The 19,789-nt window shown below is 50.2% G+C and carries 16 protein-coding genes, 1 pseudogene and 1 riboswitch; of the genes and pseudogenes, 8 read left to right on the top strand and 9 right to left on the bottom strand.

Translation table 11 applies throughout. The annotated features are described in order from the left end of the window. Nucleotides 1-40: 40 nt before the first annotated feature. From aceF to ampD, 5 genes are all read right to left on the bottom strand, one after another. Nucleotides 41-1,780 (bottom strand): dihydrolipoyllysine-residue acetyltransferase, encoded by a 1,740-nt coding sequence (aceF, locus tag ACQ661_RS04700; RefSeq protein ID WP_431667748.1) that lies wholly within the window; start codon nucleotides 1,778-1,780, stop codon nucleotides 41-43. A gap of 21 nt (nucleotides 1,781-1,801) precedes the next feature. After that, nucleotides 1,802-4,471, bottom strand: coding sequence for a pyruvate dehydrogenase (acetyl-transferring), homodimeric type (gene aceE, locus ACQ661_RS04695; RefSeq protein ID WP_431667747.1), 2,670 nt, complete (start codon nucleotides 4,469-4,471; stop codon nucleotides 1,802-1,804). A gap of 9 nt (nucleotides 4,472-4,480) precedes the next feature. Further along, nucleotides 4,481-5,236 (bottom strand): pyruvate dehydrogenase complex transcriptional repressor PdhR, encoded by a 756-nt coding sequence (pdhR, locus tag ACQ661_RS04690; protein WP_431667746.1) that lies wholly within the window; start codon nucleotides 5,234-5,236, stop codon nucleotides 4,481-4,483. An 85-nt stretch (nucleotides 5,237-5,321) separates the two neighbouring features. Continuing rightward, nucleotides 5,322-6,104 (bottom strand): regulatory signaling modulator protein AmpE, encoded by a 783-nt coding sequence (gene ampE, locus ACQ661_RS04685; protein ID WP_431667744.1) that lies wholly within the window; start codon nucleotides 6,102-6,104, stop codon nucleotides 5,322-5,324. 74 nt (nucleotides 6,105-6,178) lie between these two features. Then, on the bottom strand, nucleotides 6,179-6,730 hold the full coding sequence (ampD, locus tag ACQ661_RS04680) for a 1,6-anhydro-N-acetylmuramyl-L-alanine amidase AmpD (RefSeq protein WP_219968244.1): 552 nt from the start codon (nucleotides 6,728-6,730) through the stop codon (nucleotides 6,179-6,181). 176 nt (nucleotides 6,731-6,906) lie between these two features. Between ampD and nadC the strand changes: the two genes are divergently transcribed. From nadC to zapD, 7 genes and pseudogenes are all read left to right on the top strand, one after another. Beyond that, the gene (gene nadC, locus ACQ661_RS04675; RefSeq protein ID WP_431667743.1) at nucleotides 6,907-7,773 is read left to right on the top strand and encodes a carboxylating nicotinate-nucleotide diphosphorylase; all 867 of its coding nucleotides are present in this window, start codon (nucleotides 6,907-6,909) and stop codon (nucleotides 7,771-7,773) included. An 87-nt stretch (nucleotides 7,774-7,860) separates the two neighbouring features. After that, nucleotides 7,861-7,972: riboswitch (cyclic di-GMP riboswitch) on the top strand. A gap of 192 nt (nucleotides 7,973-8,164) precedes the next feature. Next, nucleotides 8,165-8,593 (top strand): annotated as a pseudogene (locus tag ACQ661_RS04670) (pilin); the annotation flags it as partial. A gap of 198 nt (nucleotides 8,594-8,791) precedes the next feature. Next, nucleotides 8,792-10,489: a type IV-A pilus assembly ATPase PilB gene (gene pilB / locus ACQ661_RS04665; protein WP_431667742.1), complete on the top strand. Its 1,698-nt coding sequence runs from the start codon at nucleotides 8,792-8,794 to the stop codon at nucleotides 10,487-10,489. A gap of 50 nt (nucleotides 10,490-10,539) precedes the next feature. Next, complete coding sequence (locus ACQ661_RS04660; protein ID WP_431667741.1) at nucleotides 10,540-11,766, top strand: type II secretion system F family protein; 1,227 nt, start codon at nucleotides 10,540-10,542, stop codon at nucleotides 11,764-11,766. Then, nucleotides 11,767-12,651, top strand: a complete 885-nt coding sequence (locus tag ACQ661_RS04655; protein ID WP_431667740.1) for a prepilin peptidase — start codon at nucleotides 11,767-11,769, stop codon at nucleotides 12,649-12,651. Further along, on the top strand, nucleotides 12,652-13,275 hold the full coding sequence (gene coaE, locus ACQ661_RS04650; protein WP_431667739.1) for a dephospho-CoA kinase: 624 nt from the start codon (nucleotides 12,652-12,654) through the stop codon (nucleotides 13,273-13,275). Between the two features lie 31 nt (nucleotides 13,276-13,306). Beyond that, nucleotides 13,307-14,071: a cell division protein ZapD gene (gene zapD / locus ACQ661_RS04645; RefSeq protein ID WP_162014526.1), complete on the top strand. Its 765-nt coding sequence runs from the start codon at nucleotides 13,307-13,309 to the stop codon at nucleotides 14,069-14,071. Between the two features lie 49 nt (nucleotides 14,072-14,120). Here zapD and mutT read toward each other — a convergent pair whose 3' ends face one another. Genes mutT through ACQ661_RS04630 form a run of 3 tightly spaced genes read right to left on the bottom strand, consistent with a single transcriptional unit; the run spans nucleotide 14,121 to nucleotide 18,170 of the window. Further along, a complete protein-coding gene (gene mutT, locus ACQ661_RS04640; protein ID WP_153826422.1) occupies nucleotides 14,121-14,519 on the bottom strand; it encodes an 8-oxo-dGTP diphosphatase MutT in 399 nt (132 codons plus the stop codon). Then, nucleotides 14,506-17,202, bottom strand: coding sequence for a preprotein translocase subunit SecA (gene secA / locus ACQ661_RS04635; RefSeq protein ID WP_110075944.1), 2,697 nt, complete (start codon nucleotides 17,200-17,202; stop codon nucleotides 14,506-14,508). The genes mutT and secA overlap by 14 nt, the downstream gene beginning before the upstream one ends. Nucleotides 17,203-17,237: 35 nt before the next feature. After that, the gene (locus ACQ661_RS04630) at nucleotides 17,238-18,170 is read right to left on the bottom strand and encodes a M23 family metallopeptidase (RefSeq protein ID WP_431667738.1); all 933 of its coding nucleotides are present in this window, start codon (nucleotides 18,168-18,170) and stop codon (nucleotides 17,238-17,240) included. A gap of 29 nt (nucleotides 18,171-18,199) precedes the next feature. Between ACQ661_RS04630 and ACQ661_RS04625 the strand changes: the two genes are divergently transcribed. Beyond that, the gene (locus ACQ661_RS04625; protein WP_431667737.1) at nucleotides 18,200-18,733 is read left to right on the top strand and encodes a DciA family protein; all 534 of its coding nucleotides are present in this window, start codon (nucleotides 18,200-18,202) and stop codon (nucleotides 18,731-18,733) included. Nucleotides 18,734-18,841: 108 nt separating this feature from the next. Here the strand turns inward: ACQ661_RS04625 and lpxC are convergent, their stop codons facing one another. Next, nucleotides 18,842-19,756 carry a UDP-3-O-acyl-N-acetylglucosamine deacetylase gene (gene lpxC / locus ACQ661_RS04620; RefSeq protein ID WP_313932885.1) on the bottom strand — a complete coding sequence of 305 codons (915 nt, stop codon included), beginning with the start codon at nucleotides 19,754-19,756 and terminating at the stop codon, nucleotides 18,842-18,844. Nucleotides 19,757-19,789 lie beyond the last annotated feature (33 nt).

Genomic DNA, 19,789 nt, shown 5'->3' with positions numbered 1-19,789 from the left:
GTGGGGCTGATTATAACAGCCCCACCACAAATTGTTTAATTTATAAGACTAATTTACGAATATCCGACAAGACATTGCTCAGGTACACACTAAAGCGTGCGGCCACGGCGCCGTCAATCACGCGATGGTCGTAGCTTAAGCTTAATGGCAACATTAATCGTGGCTCGAACTCTTTGCCGTTCCACTTAGGTTTCATGTCGCTCTTAGATACCCCTAAGATAGCGACATCAGGCGCATTCACAATCGGCGTGAAGGCGGTTCCACCAATGCCACCTAGGCTAGAAATTGAGAAACATCCGCCTTGCATGTCTTGGGCCTTAAGCTTGCCATCTCGTGCTTTAGCACTGATTTCTAACAGCTCATCCGAAAGCTCGTAAATGCCTTTTTTGTCGACATCACGAATCACAGGAACCACCAAGCCGTTCGGGGTATCGACGGCAATACCAATGTGCACGTATTTTTTCATGATCAAGTGTTCGCCATCGTCTGCTAACGATGAGTTGAACACTGGGTATTCGCGCAGAGCTTTCGCAACTGCCTTCATGATAAACACCAGCGGGGTAATTTTTACGCCGTCTTTCTTCTTCGCCTGCAGTTCATTTTCTTGCTTACGGAAAGCCTCTAACTCAGTAATGTCAGCTTCGTCAAACTGGGTTACATGTGGAATCGTTACCCAATTACGGTGCAGGTTTGGCCCAGAAATTTTCTGGATGCGGGTGAGTGGCACCTGCTCTACTTCGCCAAACTTACTGAAGTCTACTTTAGGTGGTGCAATTACTTGCAACCCACCGGCACCTTGGGCTACGCCGCTAGAGGCAGTGGCCTTAGGCCGTGACAATTCGTATTTCACATACTCTTGCACGTCTTCTTTGAGAATACGGCTCTTACGCCCAGAACCTTTCACTTGAGTCAGGTTCACCCCAAACTCGTGTGCTAAGCGACGCACCGCTGGTGACGCATAGGCTAGGCCTTCGGCTTTACCTTTTTTGTCTAACGGATGGTCAGGCACCGGTGGTTTACGTTCGCTAGTGCTGCTATCTGCTGCGGTGGCGGCGTCGTCTTCTGCGGCATCTGAACTCGCTGCTGGCGGTGCTTGCTCGGCTTGGCTAGCAGCTGGTGCCGCTGAGCTTGCGCTTGCTTCGCGTACTTGCAAACGCACCACCAACGAGCCTTCTTTCACCTTGTCGCCGACTTTCACTTCCACAGATTCAACCACGCCAGCTTGTGGGCTAGGAACATCCATGGTGGCTTTGTCGGTTTCTAGGGTGATCAGACCGTCTTCTGCGGCAATTTCATCGCCAGCGCTTACCAGCACTTCAATCACATCTACTTCACCAGATTCGCCAATATCAGGCACCATCACGTCGATGGTTTTGGTGGCACCGCTGCCTGCCTGCTGCTCTTCTGGACTGGCTTCTGAGCTGTCGTCAGAGCTGTTGTCAGTACTGTCTTTAGCGCTTGCTGCCTCTTGCTCCTCACCCTTGGCAGCTGGCTGATCTGCATCAGCGCTAGCATCTTTGTCAGCATCCGCGCCAGCTTCCGCTGCTGCTTCAAACATTGCCAACAAATCGCCTTCTTTGATTTTGTCGCCAACCTTCACTTTCAGTTCAGCCACAACCCCAGCAAAAGGCGCTGGAATATCCATCGATGCTTTATCGCTTTCAACTGTAATCAACGAGTCTTCCGCTTCTACCTGGTCGCCTTTAGCCACCAGGATCTCGATAACTTCAACTTCATCACCGCCCACGTCTGGGGCTTTTACTTCTTTCAAGTCTGCCATAATAGCCTCCGCTCCCGTTGCTTACGCGTACAGTGGGTTGATTTTGTTGGTATCGATGTTGAAGTCCTTGATGGCTTGCTCCACCACTTTCACCTCAATATCACCCGCTTTGGCTAACTCGGTTAATGCTGCCACCACAATGTACTGTGCGTTCACTTCAAAGTGACGACGCAGATTTTCACGGCTGTCTGAGCGGCCGTAACCGTCTGTGCCTAACACGCGATAAGCAGTAGGAACCCACGCACGGATCTGATCAGCATACTGCTTCATGTAATCCGTTGCGGCGATGGTCGGGCCTTTAGCATCCGCTAACACCTGAGTCACGTAGGCTTGTTTGGCCTTGCCGCCCAAGTTCAGCATATTGTAACGCTCGACATCGTAACCGTTACGCGCCAGCTCGTTGAACGAGGTTGCGCTGTAGACCTTGGCATTCACCCCAAAATCAGCGGCTAAGATGCGGCCAGCCTCACGTACTTGCTGCAAGATGGTACCAGAGCCTAGTAATTGCACTTCAGCTTTGGCGCCTTTGGCTTGATGACTCTCTAGCTCGTACATCCCTTTGATAATGCCTTCTTCAACACCTTCTGGCATTTCTGGCTGCACGTAGTTTTCGTTCATCACGGTGAGGTAATAGAACACGTTTTCTTGCTCACCGTACATGCGACGTAAACCGTCTTGAACAATCACTGCCACTTCGTAACCGAAGGTAGGATCATAAGTGACACAGTTAGGCACTGTGTTAAACAAGATATGGCTGCTGCCGTCTTGGTGTTGTAGACCTTCGCCGTTGAGGGTGGTTCGACCGGCGGTACCGCCGACTAAGAAGCCACGCGCTTGGCTGTCACCAGCGGCCCAGACCAAATCACCCACCCGTTGGAAACCGAACATCGAGTAATAGATGTAGAACGGAATCATCGGCTCGTTATTGGTTGAGTAGCTGGTTGCTGCTGCTACCCACGACGCCATCGCACCAAGCTCGTTGATGCCTTCTTGTAATACTTGGCCTTGTTTATCTTCACGATAATAAGCTACTTGGTCAGCATCTTGCGGCTCGTATTTCTGCCCTTGGCTGGAATAAATACCCACCTGACGGAACAAGCCTTCCATACCAAAAGTACGGGCTTCGTCTGGAATAATAGGTACGATCCGTTTACCAATTTTCTTGTCTTTGAGTAACGCCGTGAGAACCCGCACAAACGCCATGGTGCTTGAAATTTCACGCTCACCAGAACCTTTAGTGACCGCCTCAAAGGCCTTCAACGATGGAATTTCTAACTCAACATCGGTGTTTGGACGGCGCACTGGCATAAAGCCACCCAGTGATTCGCGACGCTCGCGCATGTACTTCATTTCTGCGCTGTCTTCTGGGAACTTGTAGAATGGAATATCTTCAAGCTCGCTATCTTTGATTGGAATGTTGAAGCGATCACGGAAGTGCTTGATCGCATCCATGTCCATTTTCTTCACCTGGTGGGCAATATTTTTACCTTCACCAGCAGCACCCATACCATAACCCTTCACGGTTTTGGCTAAGATCACCTGTGGCCGACCTTTGGTGTTTACGGCCTTATGATAGGCTGCGTAAACTTTCATCGGGTCGTGACCACCCCGGTTTAAGCGCCAGATATCTTCATCTGTTAGGTTAGCGACCATGGCTTTGGTTTCTTCGGTTTTACCAAAGAAGTGTTCACGCGTGTATGCGCCGCCCTTAGCTTTGTAGTTCTGGTACTCGCCATCCACGCTATCTTGCATGATTTGCGCTAATTTACCTTCGGTATCGCGATACAGCAGCGGATCCCAGTAACGACCCCAAATCACTTTAATCACTTCCCAGCCGGCGCCGCGGAAAGTACCCTCGAGTTCTTGGATGATCTTGCCGTTACCACGTACCGGACCATCTAAGCGCTGCAAGTTACAGTTCACAATAAAGGTGAGGTTGTCTAAGCCTTCACGAGTAGCTAGGCCAATGGCACCCAAGCTTTCTGGCTCATCCACCTCGCCATCACCTAAGAAGCAGTACACGCGCTGGTTTGAGCAGTCTTTAATGCCACGGTCCGTGAGGTATTTTAGGTAACGTGCTTGGTAAATCGCCTGCATCGGGCCTAAGCCCATGGACACGGTAGGGAACTGCCAAAAATCAGGCATTAAGTTCGGGTGTGGGTACGACGGGATACCCTTGCCGTCTACTTCTTGACGGAAGTTATTCAGTTGCTCTTCGCTGATACGGCCTTCTAAAAAGGCACGTGCATAAATCCCTGGCGAGGCGTGACCTTGAATAAACAAATAGTCGCCACCGTCTTGATCTGTCGGTGCTTTGAAGAAGTGGTTAAAGCCCACATCGTACAACATGGCTGATGAGGCGAAACTTGAAATGTGACCACCTAGTTCCAGCTCTTTCTTCGAGCCACGCAGAACCATAGCTAAGGCGTTCCAACGAATCGCCGCACGAATACGATGTTCAATGGTGCGGTCGCCAGGCATGGTCGGCTCTTGGCTAGCCGGAATCGTATTCAAGTATGCAGTGGTGGCATTGAATGGCAAATAGGCACCGCTGCGACGTGCCTTTTCAATCAATGACTCCAATAAAAAGTGACCGCGCTCAGCGCCGTCTTGCTCTAACACGACCTCAAGAGCGTCTAGCCACTCTCTGGTTTCTTGCGGGTCGATGTCATCTTTCAAATGGTCAGTCATACTTTATCCTTACCCTTGCTGAGTTCGGCGTAGCGACCGTTGAATGCGTGATTGTTCACGATTCGAGGTAAGCAACGCATGTTCAATATAGGCCAACAACTGATGGCAATGTTCACGTGCCTGTTCTGGTTCGCCAGCCACAATAGCAGCAACAATGTGCTGCCGATGTTCATGTAATTGCTGAACCACACCCGGTTTGTGGGCGAGATCTTGCAAGTTTTGTAAAATATTTCGCTGCAACAATGGCTGCATACTGCGTACTAGGTGCAATAAGATCACATTGTGCGATGCTTCAGCGATTCTGAAGTTAAATTCACCTAGTGCTTGCGCCTGAGTTGCCAACTGCATGCCTGGCTCGCGCTGCAAATTCGCAAACGCCTCCTGGATAGCTTCTAAATCCGCAGGGGTACCGCGCATAGCTGCATAGTACGAGCAAATTCCTTCAAGCGCATGACGGAACTCAAGTAAATCAAATTGTGATTCTGGATGCTTGGTGAGTAGATCAAGTAAGGGTTCGGCCACGCGTTGTTGCATGTTATCGCACACATAGGTGCCACCGCCTTGACGGCGCTCAATTAAGCCGCGCGCCTCTAGCTTTTGGATGGCCTCGCGTAGACTTGGCCGCGATACCGAAAACTTGGCCGCCAAATCACGTTCCGATGGCAGCCGCGCACCAGCTTCTAGCGTGCCATCGACGATCATGGCTTCAATTCTTTCCATGATCACATCTGACAGTTTGGTTTGTTGTATGCGCTGAAACGCCATAATTCATTCCCGCAATATTGCCAGTGGTATTACCAATAGACCAATATTGTAAGCCTTCGGCTGACAAAAGCCAAATAGAAAAAGCTTACAGCCAGCCGGCAATCGTCAATAGTGCTATCAATACTATGTACAACAAGAAGTTACGCTTAACTAGCGCGACAGTGGTCTGAGCAGTTAACTGCTCTGCTGCTTCTGCTATTTTGGTTAAGGCTATGAAGTTATTCTGCGGCTTATTGCCGATGGCGCTTAACCAAACCGCCGCGGCTTGGCGGAAATTACCCACCAGCAGCATGCCTAACCCCATCGCTCGCGTTGGCAACCAGTCCATAATTTGCTGCAACGTCTGCCAACCCTCGCTGCGCTCATGCCGCATGTCGCGCAAGGTCGCGTAGAGCAAGGCTCCCATCACCCCAAACAGGACAAAATACAGCATCACCGCAAAATAATGGCGAAGATGAATCCACAATAGTAAATGCTCAACGGGCGCGGCTTGTTGACGCCCACTGGCCTGGCGTAAACGCCGCAACTGGTAAGCCTGCTCGGCTGCATCCTCTTCCTCTTGAGCGATAACATAAGCTTTATAGGCGGCTCGCGCTTGCGGCGCTTGAATCGCCACTAATAGGCCTAAGCTGCTGATTAAAAAACTAAGCAAAAGGCTATTAAAAATGGCCAGCAAAAATCCCACCAACAGCGCTGGAATTAACGCCCAGAACACCTGCCCTAAATTATTTTGGCGCCATTGCTGCAACTGGGTATTGTTGAATTGCGCATGCTGCCAGCGCAGCACCAACCGCCGCCAATGTAGATTGCGGGTCACCTCAAGGGTGCGTTCTAAACTATAGGCTAACAAAATGGCCAGTAACGACATGGGGTTCCTTTTAACCTCTCACCTGTTTGTTGCAATGAACTGTTGCGGTTAACTGTAACAGTGAAGCATACCTGTTAGCGCACTAAGTGCTGGTCTAACAACTGCCGAAAATAAGCCCAATCAAACGCCGGCCCCGGATCGGTTTTACGCACCGGAGCAATATGCTGATGCCCAACAATGCGTTGTGCTGTTAACGCTGGGTAATACTGCACTAATTGCGCGGCAACCTCGGCCAACACCTGATATTGTTGTTCAGTGTAGGGGGTGTGGTCGGTTCCCTCAAGTTCAATGCCAATACTAAAATCATTGCAGCGCTTACGCCCACAGTAATGCGAACGCCCAGCATGCCATGCGCGGCGGTGAAAAGGAACGTATTGGAGTAACTCGCCATCGCGCCGAATCAAGCAATGAGCCGATACTCTTAACCCTGCCAATGGGGCAAAGTCGGCATGTGCCTGGGGATTAAGCTTACCCATGAATAGGTCATCAATGAACGGACCACCAAATTGCCCAGCCGGTAAACTGATACCATGCACCACCAACAAGCTGATATCCGTGGCATCCGGGCGTTCATCAGCATGCGGCGAGTGGCGCTGCTTGCTGTGCGCCAGCCAACCTTCTGTCATCATCAACAAAATTCCTGCGTTCGCTAATTAGGTTGCTCAAAGTATAATAGCCGCATTAATTAAGCAAAAGCTTCTAGCTAATCCGATATGTGCCTTGTTAGAACCTGGCCGCAGTCCTACAATAGGCGCACTTGATTGATCAACCTATATCGCCACACGGAACAGAGAGATACCCAATGGATACACGAGTTGACCCGCAGTTACTGGCTAACGACCGTGCCGACATGGTGCAACGCGCCTTACATGAAGATTTAAACGGCCTTGATGCCAATTTAGACATCACCGCCCAACTTATTCCAGCTAGCGAAAGTGCGCGCGCTACCCTGATCACTCGCGAGCCAGCGGTGATTTGTGGCGTGGCCTGGGTTAACGAGGTGTTTGCTCAGTTAGGCGGACAAGTGACTATCCAATGGCACGTGCGCGATGGTGACCAGGTTGCCGCCGATACCCTGCTGTGCGAATTAACTGGCCCAGCCCAAGTGATCCTTACCGGCGAACGTACCGCACTGAATTTCTTGCAAACCCTCTCGGGCGTTGCCACCACCACCGCCGCTTACGTGCGTTATTTAGCTGGCAGTAACACCAAATTATTGGATACTCGGAAAACCATTCCGGGCCTCAGAACAGCGCTAAAATATGCCGTGGTTTGTGGCGGCGGTCATAATCACCGCGTAGGCCTCTACGATGCCTACTTGATTAAAGAGAACCACATCATGGCCTGCGGCGGCATCGAACAAGCCATCACCACAGCACGCCAGCTCAACCCGGGTAAACCTGTGGAGGTGGAAGTTGAAAACCTTGAGGAGTACCAAGCAGCGCTCCACGCCGGTGCCGATATCATCATGTTAGATAACTTTTCAATACAAGATATCAACACCGCAGTCAGGCAACGATCAGGGGCAACGCAACTTGAAGTATCGGGCAATATTACCGCCGAACGTCTTACCGAACTTGCAAGTACCGGAGTTGATTTCATTTCTTCTGGCGCTTTAACAAAACATATACAAGCCATCGATCTTTCGATGAGATTTCAACGCTTTTAGCTATTGACGAAATTCATTGATCTGCTATGTTTGAAAAGCAATGCGCAATCATGAAGTGGTCTAGTGCCACTTTATGAGAGCCAGGCAAGCTTTAAAAGGCAAAACCATTGCAAGGTGGTGACGCAAAACCTCCGGTCCTTTTTAAACTATACTCGTGGGTAGCAAACCACTAGATAGTAGGGATAGCGGGGCTGCAAGCTAGGGTCTGGTGAATAAAGTGGCAGTTCGATGCACTCAAGCCGATGCCAGTTAACCACGGTCTTTCGGCTAATGCAGATAGCTTTGTTGTGGTCCGCAAGGATCACTTGATGTGCTACTGTGCTATCGAGTGCCACCTGACTACAACAATAATTACATTCTAATAAGTACAGAAAACTTTCGGGAGATTTTCATGAAAGCGCAATTACAACGTGGTTTTACATTAATCGAATTGATGATCGTAGTAGCGATTATCGGTATTTTGGCTGCCGTTGCTATTCCTATGTATAGCGACTACACGCAGCGGGCTAAGGCGAGCACGGGGCTAGCTGCATTGGCTTCATGGAAAACAGCTGTGGCATCTTGTTACCAAAGAAATGGTAGCCTTTCTCCTTGTAGCGAGGGCACCAACGGTATTCCAGACAATATCACCGATGTTGCCGACCAAGCTACTGCGGCTCCAATCGCTGGCTTAAGGGGCGTTCAGGTAGTTAATAATGCTGGCGCTTCTGGTGACGGTCCTTATTATGTACAAGCTCTGCTGGACGCAAACGATGCTGAGGATGGTGACTTAATCAAAATTCGTTTGACTCCAAATAACAGCGCAAGTCAAGGTTTAATGTCTTGGGCTATTACCTGCTCTGACTATGGCACAGATGGTGCTGATTCACGGGTTGATGGTTGTACTGCTGCACTAACTGCAGCGCCTACTACACCTCCAGAAGGTGAATAAAACCTAGCTAAAAAGTTGTGACAGCCTGCGGTGTATGTGCCGCAGGCTGATTCTTGAAGTTCAATTTCCGCTCCGTTAGGAAGACTCATGCTGCACCACTCCTTAGCGGCTCTGTTGCTGCGTGACAAGCTGATACCAGAAGATAAGCTAACGCGTTGCAGTGAGTATGCGTGGGAGAACAAGCTGTCGTTTACGGCGTGCTTGATAGAGCAGAAACTCCTGTCTGCAAGTGCTCTGGCCAATTTTTGCTATCTAGAAAGCAATGCTCCATGGCTAGACCTTGATGCCTTTGATCCTGACTTTATTCCCCAGAAATTTATCAATGAACGTTTGATTCGCAAAAACCATGCGGTGCCTTTGTATCAGCGTGGCAATGTGCTCTATATCGCCGTGTCGGACCCTACTCGAATTGAGACGTTAGATGAGTTTCAGTTTCGTACGCGGTTGCAAACCGAGGCGGTATTGGTTGAGGAGAACAAGCTCCAGCGTTTAATTGATAAGTTGCTTGAGAACGAGCATTCGGCCCTTGGCGTCACCGAGCAAGATGAGCAAGAGCTGCGCGACATTGATGCCGCTGATGAGCGCCAGGATGATTCGGGCGCTGTCTCTGCTGATGTCAAAAACGATGCTCCGATTGTCATCTACATCAATAAGATGTTGCTAGATGCGATTAAGCGTGGTGCCTCGGATTTGCACTTTGAGCCTTATGAAACCGAGTATCGGGTGCGCTTTCGAATCGATGGCGTGCTGCATGAGATTGCGCGCCCTCCGGTGGCTTTAGCGGGGCGTATCGCGGCACGCTTAAAAGTCATGGCCCAGCTCAATATCGCTGAGCGGCGCTTGCCCCAAGATGGTCGGATTAAGCTGCGCTTATCCAAACATAAGTCCATTGATTTTCGGGTAAGTAGCTTGCCTACCCTGTATGGCGAAAAAATTGTACTGCGGATACTTGATGCCGCCGCCGCCATGATTGGGATTGAATCTCTGGGCTACGAACCAGACCAAAAAGCCTTGTACGAAGAAGCGCTCAGTAAACCGCAAGGGATGATTTTGGTAACCGGCCCCACCGGCTCAGGTAAAACCGTAAGTTTGTACACCGGCTTAAATATTCTCAATACGCCCGAACGCAATATTTCTACCGCCGAAGACCCCGTCGAAATCAACTTAAACGGTATTAATCAGGTTCATATTAACGCCAAAGCGGGCTTAAACTTTGCCGATGCGTTGCGATCCTTCTTACGCCAAGACCCAGACGTGGTGATGGTGGGTGAGATCCGTGACTTAGAAACCGCGGAAATAGCGATTAAAGCAGCACAAACTGGGCACTTAGTTTTGTCCACGTTACATACCAACTCAGCGGCAGAAACCCTGACCCGTTTGATGAACATGGGCGTGCCCTCTTACAACATTGCCGGCTCGGTCACCCTGATTATTGCGCAGCGGCTAGCACGACGCCTGTGTAACTCCTGCAAAGCGGAAGAGCACTTACCCCAAGATGAATTATTACGACAGGGCTTTAAAGCTGAGCAGTTAGCTGATTTGACCATCTATAAAGCCGTGGGCTGCGAGCATTGCACCGGCGGTTACAAAGGTCGGACCGGGGTGTATGAAGTGATGCCCATTACTCCGGCTATTCAAGATTTGATCATGGAAGGCGGTTCGTCTTTAGATATCGCCAAAACCGCGCGTGATGATGGCATTCATTCGCTGCGCGAGTCGGGCTTACTCAAAGTAGCTAAAGGCATTATTAGTTTAGCCGAAGCAAATCGCGTCACTAACTTCTAGGCGCTGGCGTCGGCAGCACCATACTAACGTTAACAGCAAAAGGTACGGGGATGGCAAGCACAACAAAAGCCATGAAAGATATCACCGAGTTTGAATGGACCGGGATTAACCGTCGCGGCAAGCGCATTAAAGGCGTGATGCGTGCTGATAATGACCGTATGGTGCGGGCCAACTTGCGTAGCCAAGGGGTCACCCCCAGAACCATCAAGAAAAAGCGTAAGCCGCTATTTGGCGGTAAAAACATTACCGGCGCCGACGTGGCGATTTTTACTCGACAAATCGCAACCATGTTAGGTGCGCAAGTTCCCCTATTGCAATCCTTAGAGATGGTGGCAAAAGGCTCAGAGAACCCCAAAATTCGTGAGTTGATGCAAGATCTCGCCAACCAAACCGCGGCTGGGGCACCGTTTGCGAGTTCGCTGCGCCAGCATCCACGGGTGTTTGATGATCTTTATTGTGATCTGGTTGAGTCAGGCGAACAGTCAGGTAACCTCGAGAATATTTTTGACCGCATCGCAACTTACCGCGAAAAATCCGAAGCACTCAAGGCTAAAATCAAGAAAGCCTTGGTGTATCCCGCCTCGGTGATTGTAGTGGCCTTGGTGGTTACCGTGATCTTGCTGGTCTATGTAGTGCCACAATTTGAAGCCGTATTTAAAGACTTTGGGGCAGAGCTGCCCGCCATGACCCAGTTTGTAGTCACTTTAAGCGAAATTGTACAAGCCTATTTTTTGTATGTGGCAGCCGCTATTTTTGTCGGTGCTTGGCTGTTTAAGCGCGCCTACAACAACAGTTTGGCGCTACGCGACCGAGTAGATTTGCTGTCACTCAAAATCCCCGTCATCAAAGACATTCTAAATAAAGCTGCGGTGGCTCGATTTGCTCAAACTCTGTCGACCACCTTTGCCGCTGGGGTGCCCTTGATCAGTGCCCTCGACTCTGCCGCTGGAGCCTCAGGTAATGCCCTCTACCGCGATGCTATTTTGCGGATCCGCGATGAGGTGACCTCAGGCATGCAGATGAACACGGCCATGCAAGCTCAAGATGTGTTTCCTACGTTAGCGGTGCAAATGGTGTTTATCGGCGAAGAAGCGGGTAAGTTAGACGATATGTTAAGCAAAGTTGCCTCAATTTATGAGCGCGAAGTCGACGACCTGGTAGATAATCTTACGGCCTTATTAGAGCCGATGATCATGGTGGTTATTGGTGGTTTGGTGGGTGGCTTGATTGTGGCCATGTATCTGCCGATCTTTAGTTTAGGTAAGGTGGTTGGATAAATGGCAGAGTTTCCTGCAGAGTCAGTCTGGTTAACCCTCACAGCCCTGGTGTTTGGTTTAGTGATTGGTAGTTTTTTGAATGTGGTGATTGGCCGCTTTCCACTGATGCTGCAGCGCCAATGGCGACAAGAATGCGCAGCCTTGCAGGCTAGCTCAGCGGAGGCTGCTGCCACGCCAACCAAAGCCGAGCCTTTCAACCTCGCCTACCCGCCCTCACGCTGCCCTAAATGCAATCACAAGATAGCTTGGTATGACAATATCCCGGTGGTCAGTTGGTTGTTGCTGAAAGCCAAGTGCCGCAAGTGCCGTACCGGCATTTCTGCTCGCTACCCGCTAATCGAATTACTAACCGGCGTGGTGTTTGCTCTGTTGGCTTGGTACGGCGGTATCACAATTCCTAGCTTGGTCTACATGGGGTTAGCCTGTTTGCTGATTTGCATGTTCTTTATTGATGCGGACGAAATGATTCTACCCGATCAAATGACCTACCTGATGCTGTGGAGCGGCCTGTTATTCACTTTGTACCATGGCCATATTCCGCTAGCAGATGCCGTGATAGGTGCTGCCGCGGGTTATTTAAGCCTGTGGAGTGTGTATTGGGCGTTTAAGTTGCTAACCGGTAAGGAAGGTATGGGCTATGGTGATTTCAAGCTCCTGGCGGCGTTTGGCGCTTGGGCTGGCTATCAAATGTTGCCGGTGATTGTTATCGCCGCTGCTGCCAGCGGTGCCGTGCTTGGCATCATCTATCAGCAAATCAATAAGCAGCGCCAAGGCCAGCCGATTCCGTTCGGGCCCTTTCTCATTTGTGGTGGCGTGATCGCCATGCTTTGGGGTGAACAAATCCTGCATGGCTATTGGCAATGGTTAATGGGCGGGGGTTATTAGATGTTAGTGGTAGGAGTAACCGGCGGGATTGGCAGCGGTAAAACCACGGTGACCGATCTGTTTGCCGCACAGGGTATTGAGATTGTGGATGCCGATGTGATTGCCCGCAGTATCTTTGATCCAACCTCAGCAACGGGGCAACAGGCCCTCGCCGCAGTTGCCGCAAAGTTTGGCTCACAAGCGCTATTGGCTGACGGAGAGCTGGATCGCGCATGGTTGCGGCAGCACATTTTTGCCCACCCAGAGGCCAAGCAGTGGCTGAATGAACTGACCCATCCACTGATTCGGCAACAGATCCTTCAGCAATTAGCACAGGCCTCGTCACCCTATGTGATGCTGTCAGCCCCCCTGTTGGTCGAAAATCGCTTAACCCAATTATGTGATCGGGTGCTGGTTGTAGATGTTGATGAGCATCATCAGCGCCAACGCACCTTAATTCGTGACCAAGTAGATGCTAGCCAAGTGGACGCCATCATGGCCGCGCAGGCCAGCCGTACGGAACGACTCGCAGCCGCCGATAACGTAATTGATAACAATGGTGAACCGGCCGCTTTAACCAAACAAGTAGAGCGCTTACATGAGCTTTACCTGCGCTTAGCACTTGCTAAGGCAGACAACAATTGAAACTTACTCATAAGCCGCTATGATAGAAGCCATGCATAATAACGATAACCAGCCCATGATCGCTTATGAATACCCGTTACTAGAGCGGGTGAGAACTTATTTGCGCCTTGAACATATCTTGGCCGCATTACAACCGCACACGCCAGTAACGCAACAGAACTATACCCGTTACTTCAGTGCGCTATTTGCTATTTTGGATATTTGCGAGCGCAGCGATGTGCGCACCGATGTGCAAAAGGATTTAGATAAACGCCGCGCCCAATTACAGGTCTGGTCGCAGCATCCCGAAGTGAATCATGACCAATTGCAGCAAACCATGCAGCGCGTGCATGGTGCTTTAAGTGCGATTCAGCCGCTCAACCGGGTCGGCAGTGCGCTTAAACAAGACCGCTTGCTAAGTGTTATCCGCCAGCGCTTTGCGATGCCGGGTGGCACCTGTAACTTTGATGTGCCACAACTGCACTACTGGCTGCATTTACCCCAAGCCACCCGCGATCAAGATACTGCTGCGTGGTGGGCTGAGTTAGAAGTGTTAATGCGCGGTTTGGCGCTAGAGCTAGAACTGTTGCGCGGGCAAGCGCGGTTTAATACGGTAGTTGCCAGTAATGGGCTCCTGCAAGAGAGCACCGAACCCTTGAGCTTACTACGCATCAAAGTTGCCCCTGAGGTTGCTGCCTATCCGGTCATTTCTGGCCATAAACAGCGGTTTAGTATCAGATTTATGCGCTATGAGCCGGTTAATGGCAGAGCCTCGGTCGACCATGATGTGGCGTTTGATTTGGCCTTGTGCCCTTAAGTTCTCGCTTAAGTGCCTGCATGAAAGCCGGCCGTGCTGATCGGCGAGCTTAGCGCCGTTGCAAGATCTCAATAATCGGCTGATTGGCCGGCGGAAACGGATAAGCATCCAATTCGTAGACCGGCACCCAGCGCCATTGCTGCCCTTCTTGCTGGCTTACCGAACCACTAAATGCAGTCACCATCCACACATCCAGTAGTACTTGCTTGTCACTGTAATCGTGGGTGATCACCGTTAGTGGACAGGCTTGCTGCACAGTTAGATTACACTCTTCTTGCAACTCACGACAAAGCGCCTCATAGACGCTCTCGTTTGCCTCTACCTTGCCTCCAGGAAACTCCCATTTACCTCCTTGATGTAAATGTGGGTGGCGACAGCTGATAAAGATATGGCCGTTGTCATCTTCAATAACGCCAACGGCCACATGAACGCGATTAGAGCTTGCCATGGCACTGTTTAAATTTCTTACCAGAGCCACATGGGCATGGATCGTTACGACCAACCGGAGCTGGGCCGGCTGGTGCGCTAGGCTGGTCGGCGCCACTGGTACTGGCACTTTCGTGTTGATACTCTTGGCGCTGAGCAGCAGCCGCAGCAGCACGTTTCGCCTCTACCGCCTCGACGTCTTCTTCGGCTCGTACCCGTACTTTGCTCAAAATAGTAATGACTTCAAGCTTTAACGATTCCAGCATGTCTGAGAACAACTCAAAGGCTTCACGCTTGTATTCTTGCTTCGGATTCTTCTGCGCATAACTGCGCAAATGAATGCCTTGGCGCAAATGGTCCATCGAGGCCAAGTGTTCTTTCCAATGGGTATCTAGGCTCTGCAGCATGATGGTTTTTTCAAACTGGCGCAGTACTTCAGGGCCAACCATCTGCTCTTTTTGCTCATACGCTTGCTCGAGTTCCGTTAGGATGCGCTCGCGCAGCTTCTCTTCGTGTAAACGCTCATCTTCGTCTAACCACTGCTGAATTGGCAACGGCAGGGCGAAATCTGCACGTAAACGCTCTTCTAAACCGGCAATATCCCACATTTCATGCAGTGACTGCGGTGCAATATATTCACTGATAACGCTGTCCATCACATCGGCACGAATCACTTTTATGGTGTCAGAAATATCACCTTCATCAAGTAGTTCGTTGCGCTGCTCGTACACCACTTTACGTTGGTCGTTAGCTACGTCATCGTACTCTAATAGCTGTTTACGCATATCAAAGTTACGGCCTTCAACTTTACGTTGTGCGTTTTCAATGGCTCGGCTAACCCACGGATGCTCTATGGCTTCTCCGCGTTTCATGCCCAAACGCTTCATCATGCCAGCCATACGGTCTGAGGCAAAAATCCGCATCAAGCTATCTTCTAGCGATAAATAGAAGCGCGATGAACCGGCATCACCTTGACGCCCTGCACGACCACGCAGCTGATTATCGATACGACGTGATTCATGACGCTCGGTACCAATAATATGCAAACCACCTGCAGCTAACACGGCATCGTGGCGTTGCTGCCAAGCCGCTTTCACTTGCTCGATTTGCTCTGGGGTTGGCTCTTTCAAGGCTTCAATTTCAGCTTGTAAATTACCACCTAAGACGATGTCGGTACCACGCCCAGCCATGTTGGTAGCTATGGTGACTGCACCTGGTAAACCGGCTTGGGCTACGATATCAGCCTCACGTTCGTGGAATTTGGCGTTCAGCACGTTGTGTGGGATTTTCTTTTTCTTCAGTAGCCGTGATAGTAGTTCGGAAGTTTCAATCGAAATAGTACCCACCAGCACAGGACGCTGGGCTTTGCGGCACTCTTCAATGTCGTTCACAATAGCTTCGTATTTTTCTTCAGCGGTAATAAAAATCAAGTCTGCACGATCGTCACGAACCATCGGCCGGTTGGTTGGGATCACCACAGTTTCTAGGCCATAGATACTTTGAAACTCAAAGGCTTCGGTATCGGCGGTACCTGTCATACCCGCTAACTTGTTGTAGAGACGGAAGTAGTTCTGGAAGGTGATCGAGGCCAAGGTTTGGTTCTCGTTCTGAATACGCACCCCTTCTTTCGCTTCAATTGCTTGGTGTAAGCCTTCAGACCAGCGCCGGCCTTCCATCGTACGACCGGTATGCTCATCAACAATCACGATTTGGTCGTCTTTGACGATGTAATCGACATCTTTTTGGAACAAGTGATTGGCGCGCAATGCGGCGTTCACGTGATGGAGCAAGGTGATATTGGCAGCGTTGTAGAGCGAGTCGTCCTCAGCCAGCATGCCGCGTTCTTTCAAGATCTGCTCAACGTGTTCTTGGCCATGTTCAGTTAAGTGCAACTGCTTAGATTTTTCATCGATGGTGAAATCGCCTTCACCACGCTCTTCTTCGGTATCTTCTTTCTCTTGACGTACCAACATAGGTACCAGCTCGTTCATGCGCGTGTACATGTCTGAACTGTCTTCAGCGGCACCCGAGATGATCAATGGGGTACGGGCTTCATCGATCAAAATCGAGTCAACTTCGTCGACGATGGCGTAGTTGAGCTCGCGTTGTACGCGGTCTTCTGGACGAAACGCCATGTTGTCACGCAGGTAATCAAAGCCAAACTCGTTGTTGGTACCGTAGGTGATGTCAGCGGCGTAAGCGAGGCGCTTGTCGTGCTGCTGCATACCGGGGATGTTAAAGGCTACCGTCATGCCCAAAAATTCAAACAGCGGGCGGTTGGTTTCCGCATCACGACGAGCCAAGTAATCGTTGACCGTAACTATGTGAACACCTTTACCTGCCAAGGCATTCAAGTAAGCGGATAAAGTCGCCGTTAAGGTTTTACCTTCACCGGTACGCATTTCTGCAATACGGTTGTTGTTTAAGATCATGCCGCCTATTAGCTGCACATCAAAGTGGCGCATCTTAAACACTCGCTTGGATGCTTCACGGACCGTGGCAAAAGCTTCTACGAGCAAATTATCCAGCGTTTCGCCAGCAGCAATGCGTTGTTTGAATTCAGCCGTTTTTTGTTTGAGTTCTTCATCGCTGAGGGCTTCGAATTCTGGCTCTATGGCGTTAATTTTTTGAACGTTCTTTTGTAAACCTTTCAGAATACGATCGTTGCGGCTACCAAAAACCTTACGGAATAAACTACCTAACATGAGAATGCGTGTTCCTGTGGTGAAAACCGCTGGGCCTATTCGGCCGAGCGGTATACGTATTTATAGGGGTCGATTTGCTTATTATTGCGCAGCACTTCGTAATGAACATGGGGCCCCGTAGAGCGCCCGGTGCTGCCAATTAAGGCTATGCGCTGGCCGCGGGTGACCACGTCACCTTCTTTAACCAGCAATTCTTTACTGTGGCCGTAACGCGTTTTGAGGCCACCCCCATGATCAATTTCAATTAACTTACCATAGCCAGAGCGGTTCCCTGCCCAGGTTACTACCCCAGCACCGGTGGCAAAAACGCCTGCGCCTTCTTCTAAACTGGCGAAGTCGAGGCCTTTATGCATGGCTGGATTACCGTTAAAAGGATCTTTACGAACCCCGTACTGCGACGACAGCCAACCTTTCTCGATAGGGCGCCCAGCAATATAGCTCTCTGCTGAGATATGGTGACTCATCATCACAGACTCAAGTAGCGCCAATTGTTTTTGTTTGTTGGAAAGCTCACCCATCATGGCTTCGATGCGTTCAATCACATCGCGCGCGTCTACGGCTGGTGCTTCGGTAATAGCTACTTCAGGGCCACCCATAATCAACAGGGGCGGCTCATTGAAGTCAAATTCGCCATTATCCAATTCAGCAACCGATGCTAACCGCTGGCCTAAAGCGTCAAGCCGACGCAGCTGCGATTGCATCTCACCCAAATAGATGGTCATGGCTGTTAATTTTTTCTCGGTATCAGCTTTTAGCGCTTGCACAGCTTGCTCTTGCGCAGCTAAAGCCAATTGCTCTTTGCTGATATTCTGCCGTGCTTGATCGAGATCGAGACTTCCTGCTTGCCACGGCTTAGTTACCGCCAGCACGCCTAATGCGGCCAACCCAGCTAACGACAGCATGCGCCGCCGACTAAGTTTGATACCGAATTTAACTTTGGAGCCTCGATAGAAGACTGTTAAACTCATGCAATCTCTCGTTGCTAATGAATGATTTTATGGCCCGTACCCGCCCACGCAATTTACAACAGCTCATAGATGGTAAGCAGCTACGGCGTTTTACTGACTTTACCGAGCAATACCAACTCTGGCAACAGCTTTTAAACGATTGTTTGATATCGTTACAGCTGGCGCCTCTTAGTGCTTATTGTAAGGTGCTATCAGTGCGAGCCAACACCTTGGTTATTGAAGCTGCCTCAGGCACTATTGCCAGCCGGCTAAAACTTCAACAAGGGCGCATTATAACGCATTTTGCCGCTAATTCTACGACTGCAGTTAACCAGCTAGAAGTGCAGGTGCGTCCCGTGAGCCAAACGCCGGCGATGAGACAGGCTGATAACCACAACCCAACGCCTGCAGCGCCAGTGCCACAGCAACCGACAACAGCACCCGCTGGCAGCGGCTCTGCGCCCAGCAAAAGCTCGGCAGCCAGCCAATTACGCCAACAAGCACAGCTTTGTCCAGAGCCCCTGCGTTCGCAGTTATTGGCCTTAGCGGATAAGTACGAGGCTGACGCGGCCAACGAGAGTTAGCTGGCCTGAATTGGCTCATCTGAGTTCCCCCAACAAAAAAGGCCCTGCAGTGGTACTGTCAGAGCCTTTCGTTATTTATTGCGCTTACTGCTCGTGCTGATTGCTTGCTTAGGCCAAAATCGGATTGGCAAACGCAATAGGTGCTTCAGCAACGTCATCATCGAAGGTGACAAATTCCCACGCTTCTTGATTTTGTAGCACCGCCCGTAACAGCTGATTATTGAGCGCATGGCCCGATTTGAACGCACGCAAGTTGCCCAAAATAGCATACCCGCCCATGTATAAATCGCCCACGGCATCAAGCACCTTGTGCTTCACGAACTCGTCGTCGTAACGCAAGCCATCGCTGTTTAAAATACGGAACTCATCTAACACCACGGCGTTATCAAAGCTGCCGCCGAGGGCTAAGTTGTTAGCACGCAAAAACTCAATATCTTTCATAAAGCCGAAGGTGCGAGCTCGGCTAATTTCTTTGATGAAATTGTTGCTATTGAAGTCAATGCTCACCATTTGCTTGGTGTCAGCAATAGCCGGATGGTCAAAGTCGATGGCAAAATCAATGCGGAAGCCATCATGGGGTAGTAGTTCCGCCCACTTGTCATCTTCTTCAACCCGAACCGGCTGCTTGATCTTGATAAACTTTTTGGCTGCGCCCTGCTCTTCAATTCCTGCGCTCTGTAGCAGGTAAATAAATGGGTGTGAGCTACCATCCATGATCGGAATTTCATGGCTATCGACTTCGATGATCAAGTTATCGATGCCCATCGCAGCGATCGCAGCGAGCAAATGCTCAACCGTTGATACACGCACGTTGTCATCATTGATTAAACAGGTACACATACGCGTATCCCGCACTAACTCAGCGTTAGCAGGAATATCAACAGCTGGGTTCAAATCTACCCGCCGAAACACCAAGCCAGTATTAACTGGCGCTGGACGCAGCGATAAATGAACCTTGTTACCCTTATGCAAACCCACACCTGTGGTTGCAATAGGTTGCTTTATGGTACGTTGTTTAATCATCTATTCTCTCTTCTCATCTAGTCATTGGACCAG

The sequence above is a fragment of the Pseudidiomarina sp. WS423 genome, assembly GCF_050750165.1.
Classification (GTDB): domain Bacteria; phylum Pseudomonadota; class Gammaproteobacteria; order Enterobacterales; family Alteromonadaceae; genus Pseudidiomarina; species Pseudidiomarina fusca.
The sequence above is the reverse complement of the archived record's forward strand: the minus strand, read 5'-3'. Positions and strand labels throughout refer to the sequence as shown.

Coding starts and splice junctions, on each gene's coding strand:
- aceF (WP_431667748.1), bottom strand. CDS start 1,780: ATGGCAGACTTGAAAGAAGTAAAAGCCCCAGACGTGGGCGGTGATGAA.
- aceE (WP_431667747.1), bottom strand. CDS start 4,471: ATGACTGACCATTTGAAAGATGACATCGACCCGCAAGAAACCAGAGAG.
- pdhR (WP_431667746.1), bottom strand. CDS start 5,236: ATGGCGTTTCAGCGCATACAACAAACCAAACTGTCAGATGTGATCATG.
- ampE (WP_431667744.1), bottom strand. CDS start 6,104: ATGTCGTTACTGGCCATTTTGTTAGCCTATAGTTTAGAACGCACCCTT.
- ampD (WP_219968244.1), bottom strand. CDS start 6,730: ATGACAGAAGGTTGGCTGGCGCACAGCAAGCAGCGCCACTCGCCGCAT.
- nadC (WP_431667743.1), top strand. CDS start 6,907: ATGGATACACGAGTTGACCCGCAGTTACTGGCTAACGACCGTGCCGAC.
- pilB (WP_431667742.1), top strand. CDS start 8,792: ATGCTGCACCACTCCTTAGCGGCTCTGTTGCTGCGTGACAAGCTGATA.
- ACQ661_RS04660 (WP_431667741.1), top strand. CDS start 10,540: ATGGCAAGCACAACAAAAGCCATGAAAGATATCACCGAGTTTGAATGG.
- ACQ661_RS04655 (WP_431667740.1), top strand. CDS start 11,767: ATGGCAGAGTTTCCTGCAGAGTCAGTCTGGTTAACCCTCACAGCCCTG.
- coaE (WP_431667739.1), top strand. CDS start 12,652: ATGTTAGTGGTAGGAGTAACCGGCGGGATTGGCAGCGGTAAAACCACG.
- zapD (WP_162014526.1), top strand. CDS start 13,307: ATGCATAATAACGATAACCAGCCCATGATCGCTTATGAATACCCGTTA.
- mutT (WP_153826422.1), bottom strand. CDS start 14,519: ATGGCAAGCTCTAATCGCGTTCATGTGGCCGTTGGCGTTATTGAAGAT.
- secA (WP_110075944.1), bottom strand. CDS start 17,202: ATGTTAGGTAGTTTATTCCGTAAGGTTTTTGGTAGCCGCAACGATCGT.
- ACQ661_RS04630 (WP_431667738.1), bottom strand. CDS start 18,170: ATGAGTTTAACAGTCTTCTATCGAGGCTCCAAAGTTAAATTCGGTATC.
- ACQ661_RS04625 (WP_431667737.1), top strand. CDS start 18,200: ATGGCCCGTACCCGCCCACGCAATTTACAACAGCTCATAGATGGTAAG.
- lpxC (WP_313932885.1), bottom strand. CDS start 19,756: ATGATTAAACAACGTACCATAAAGCAACCTATTGCAACCACAGGTGTG.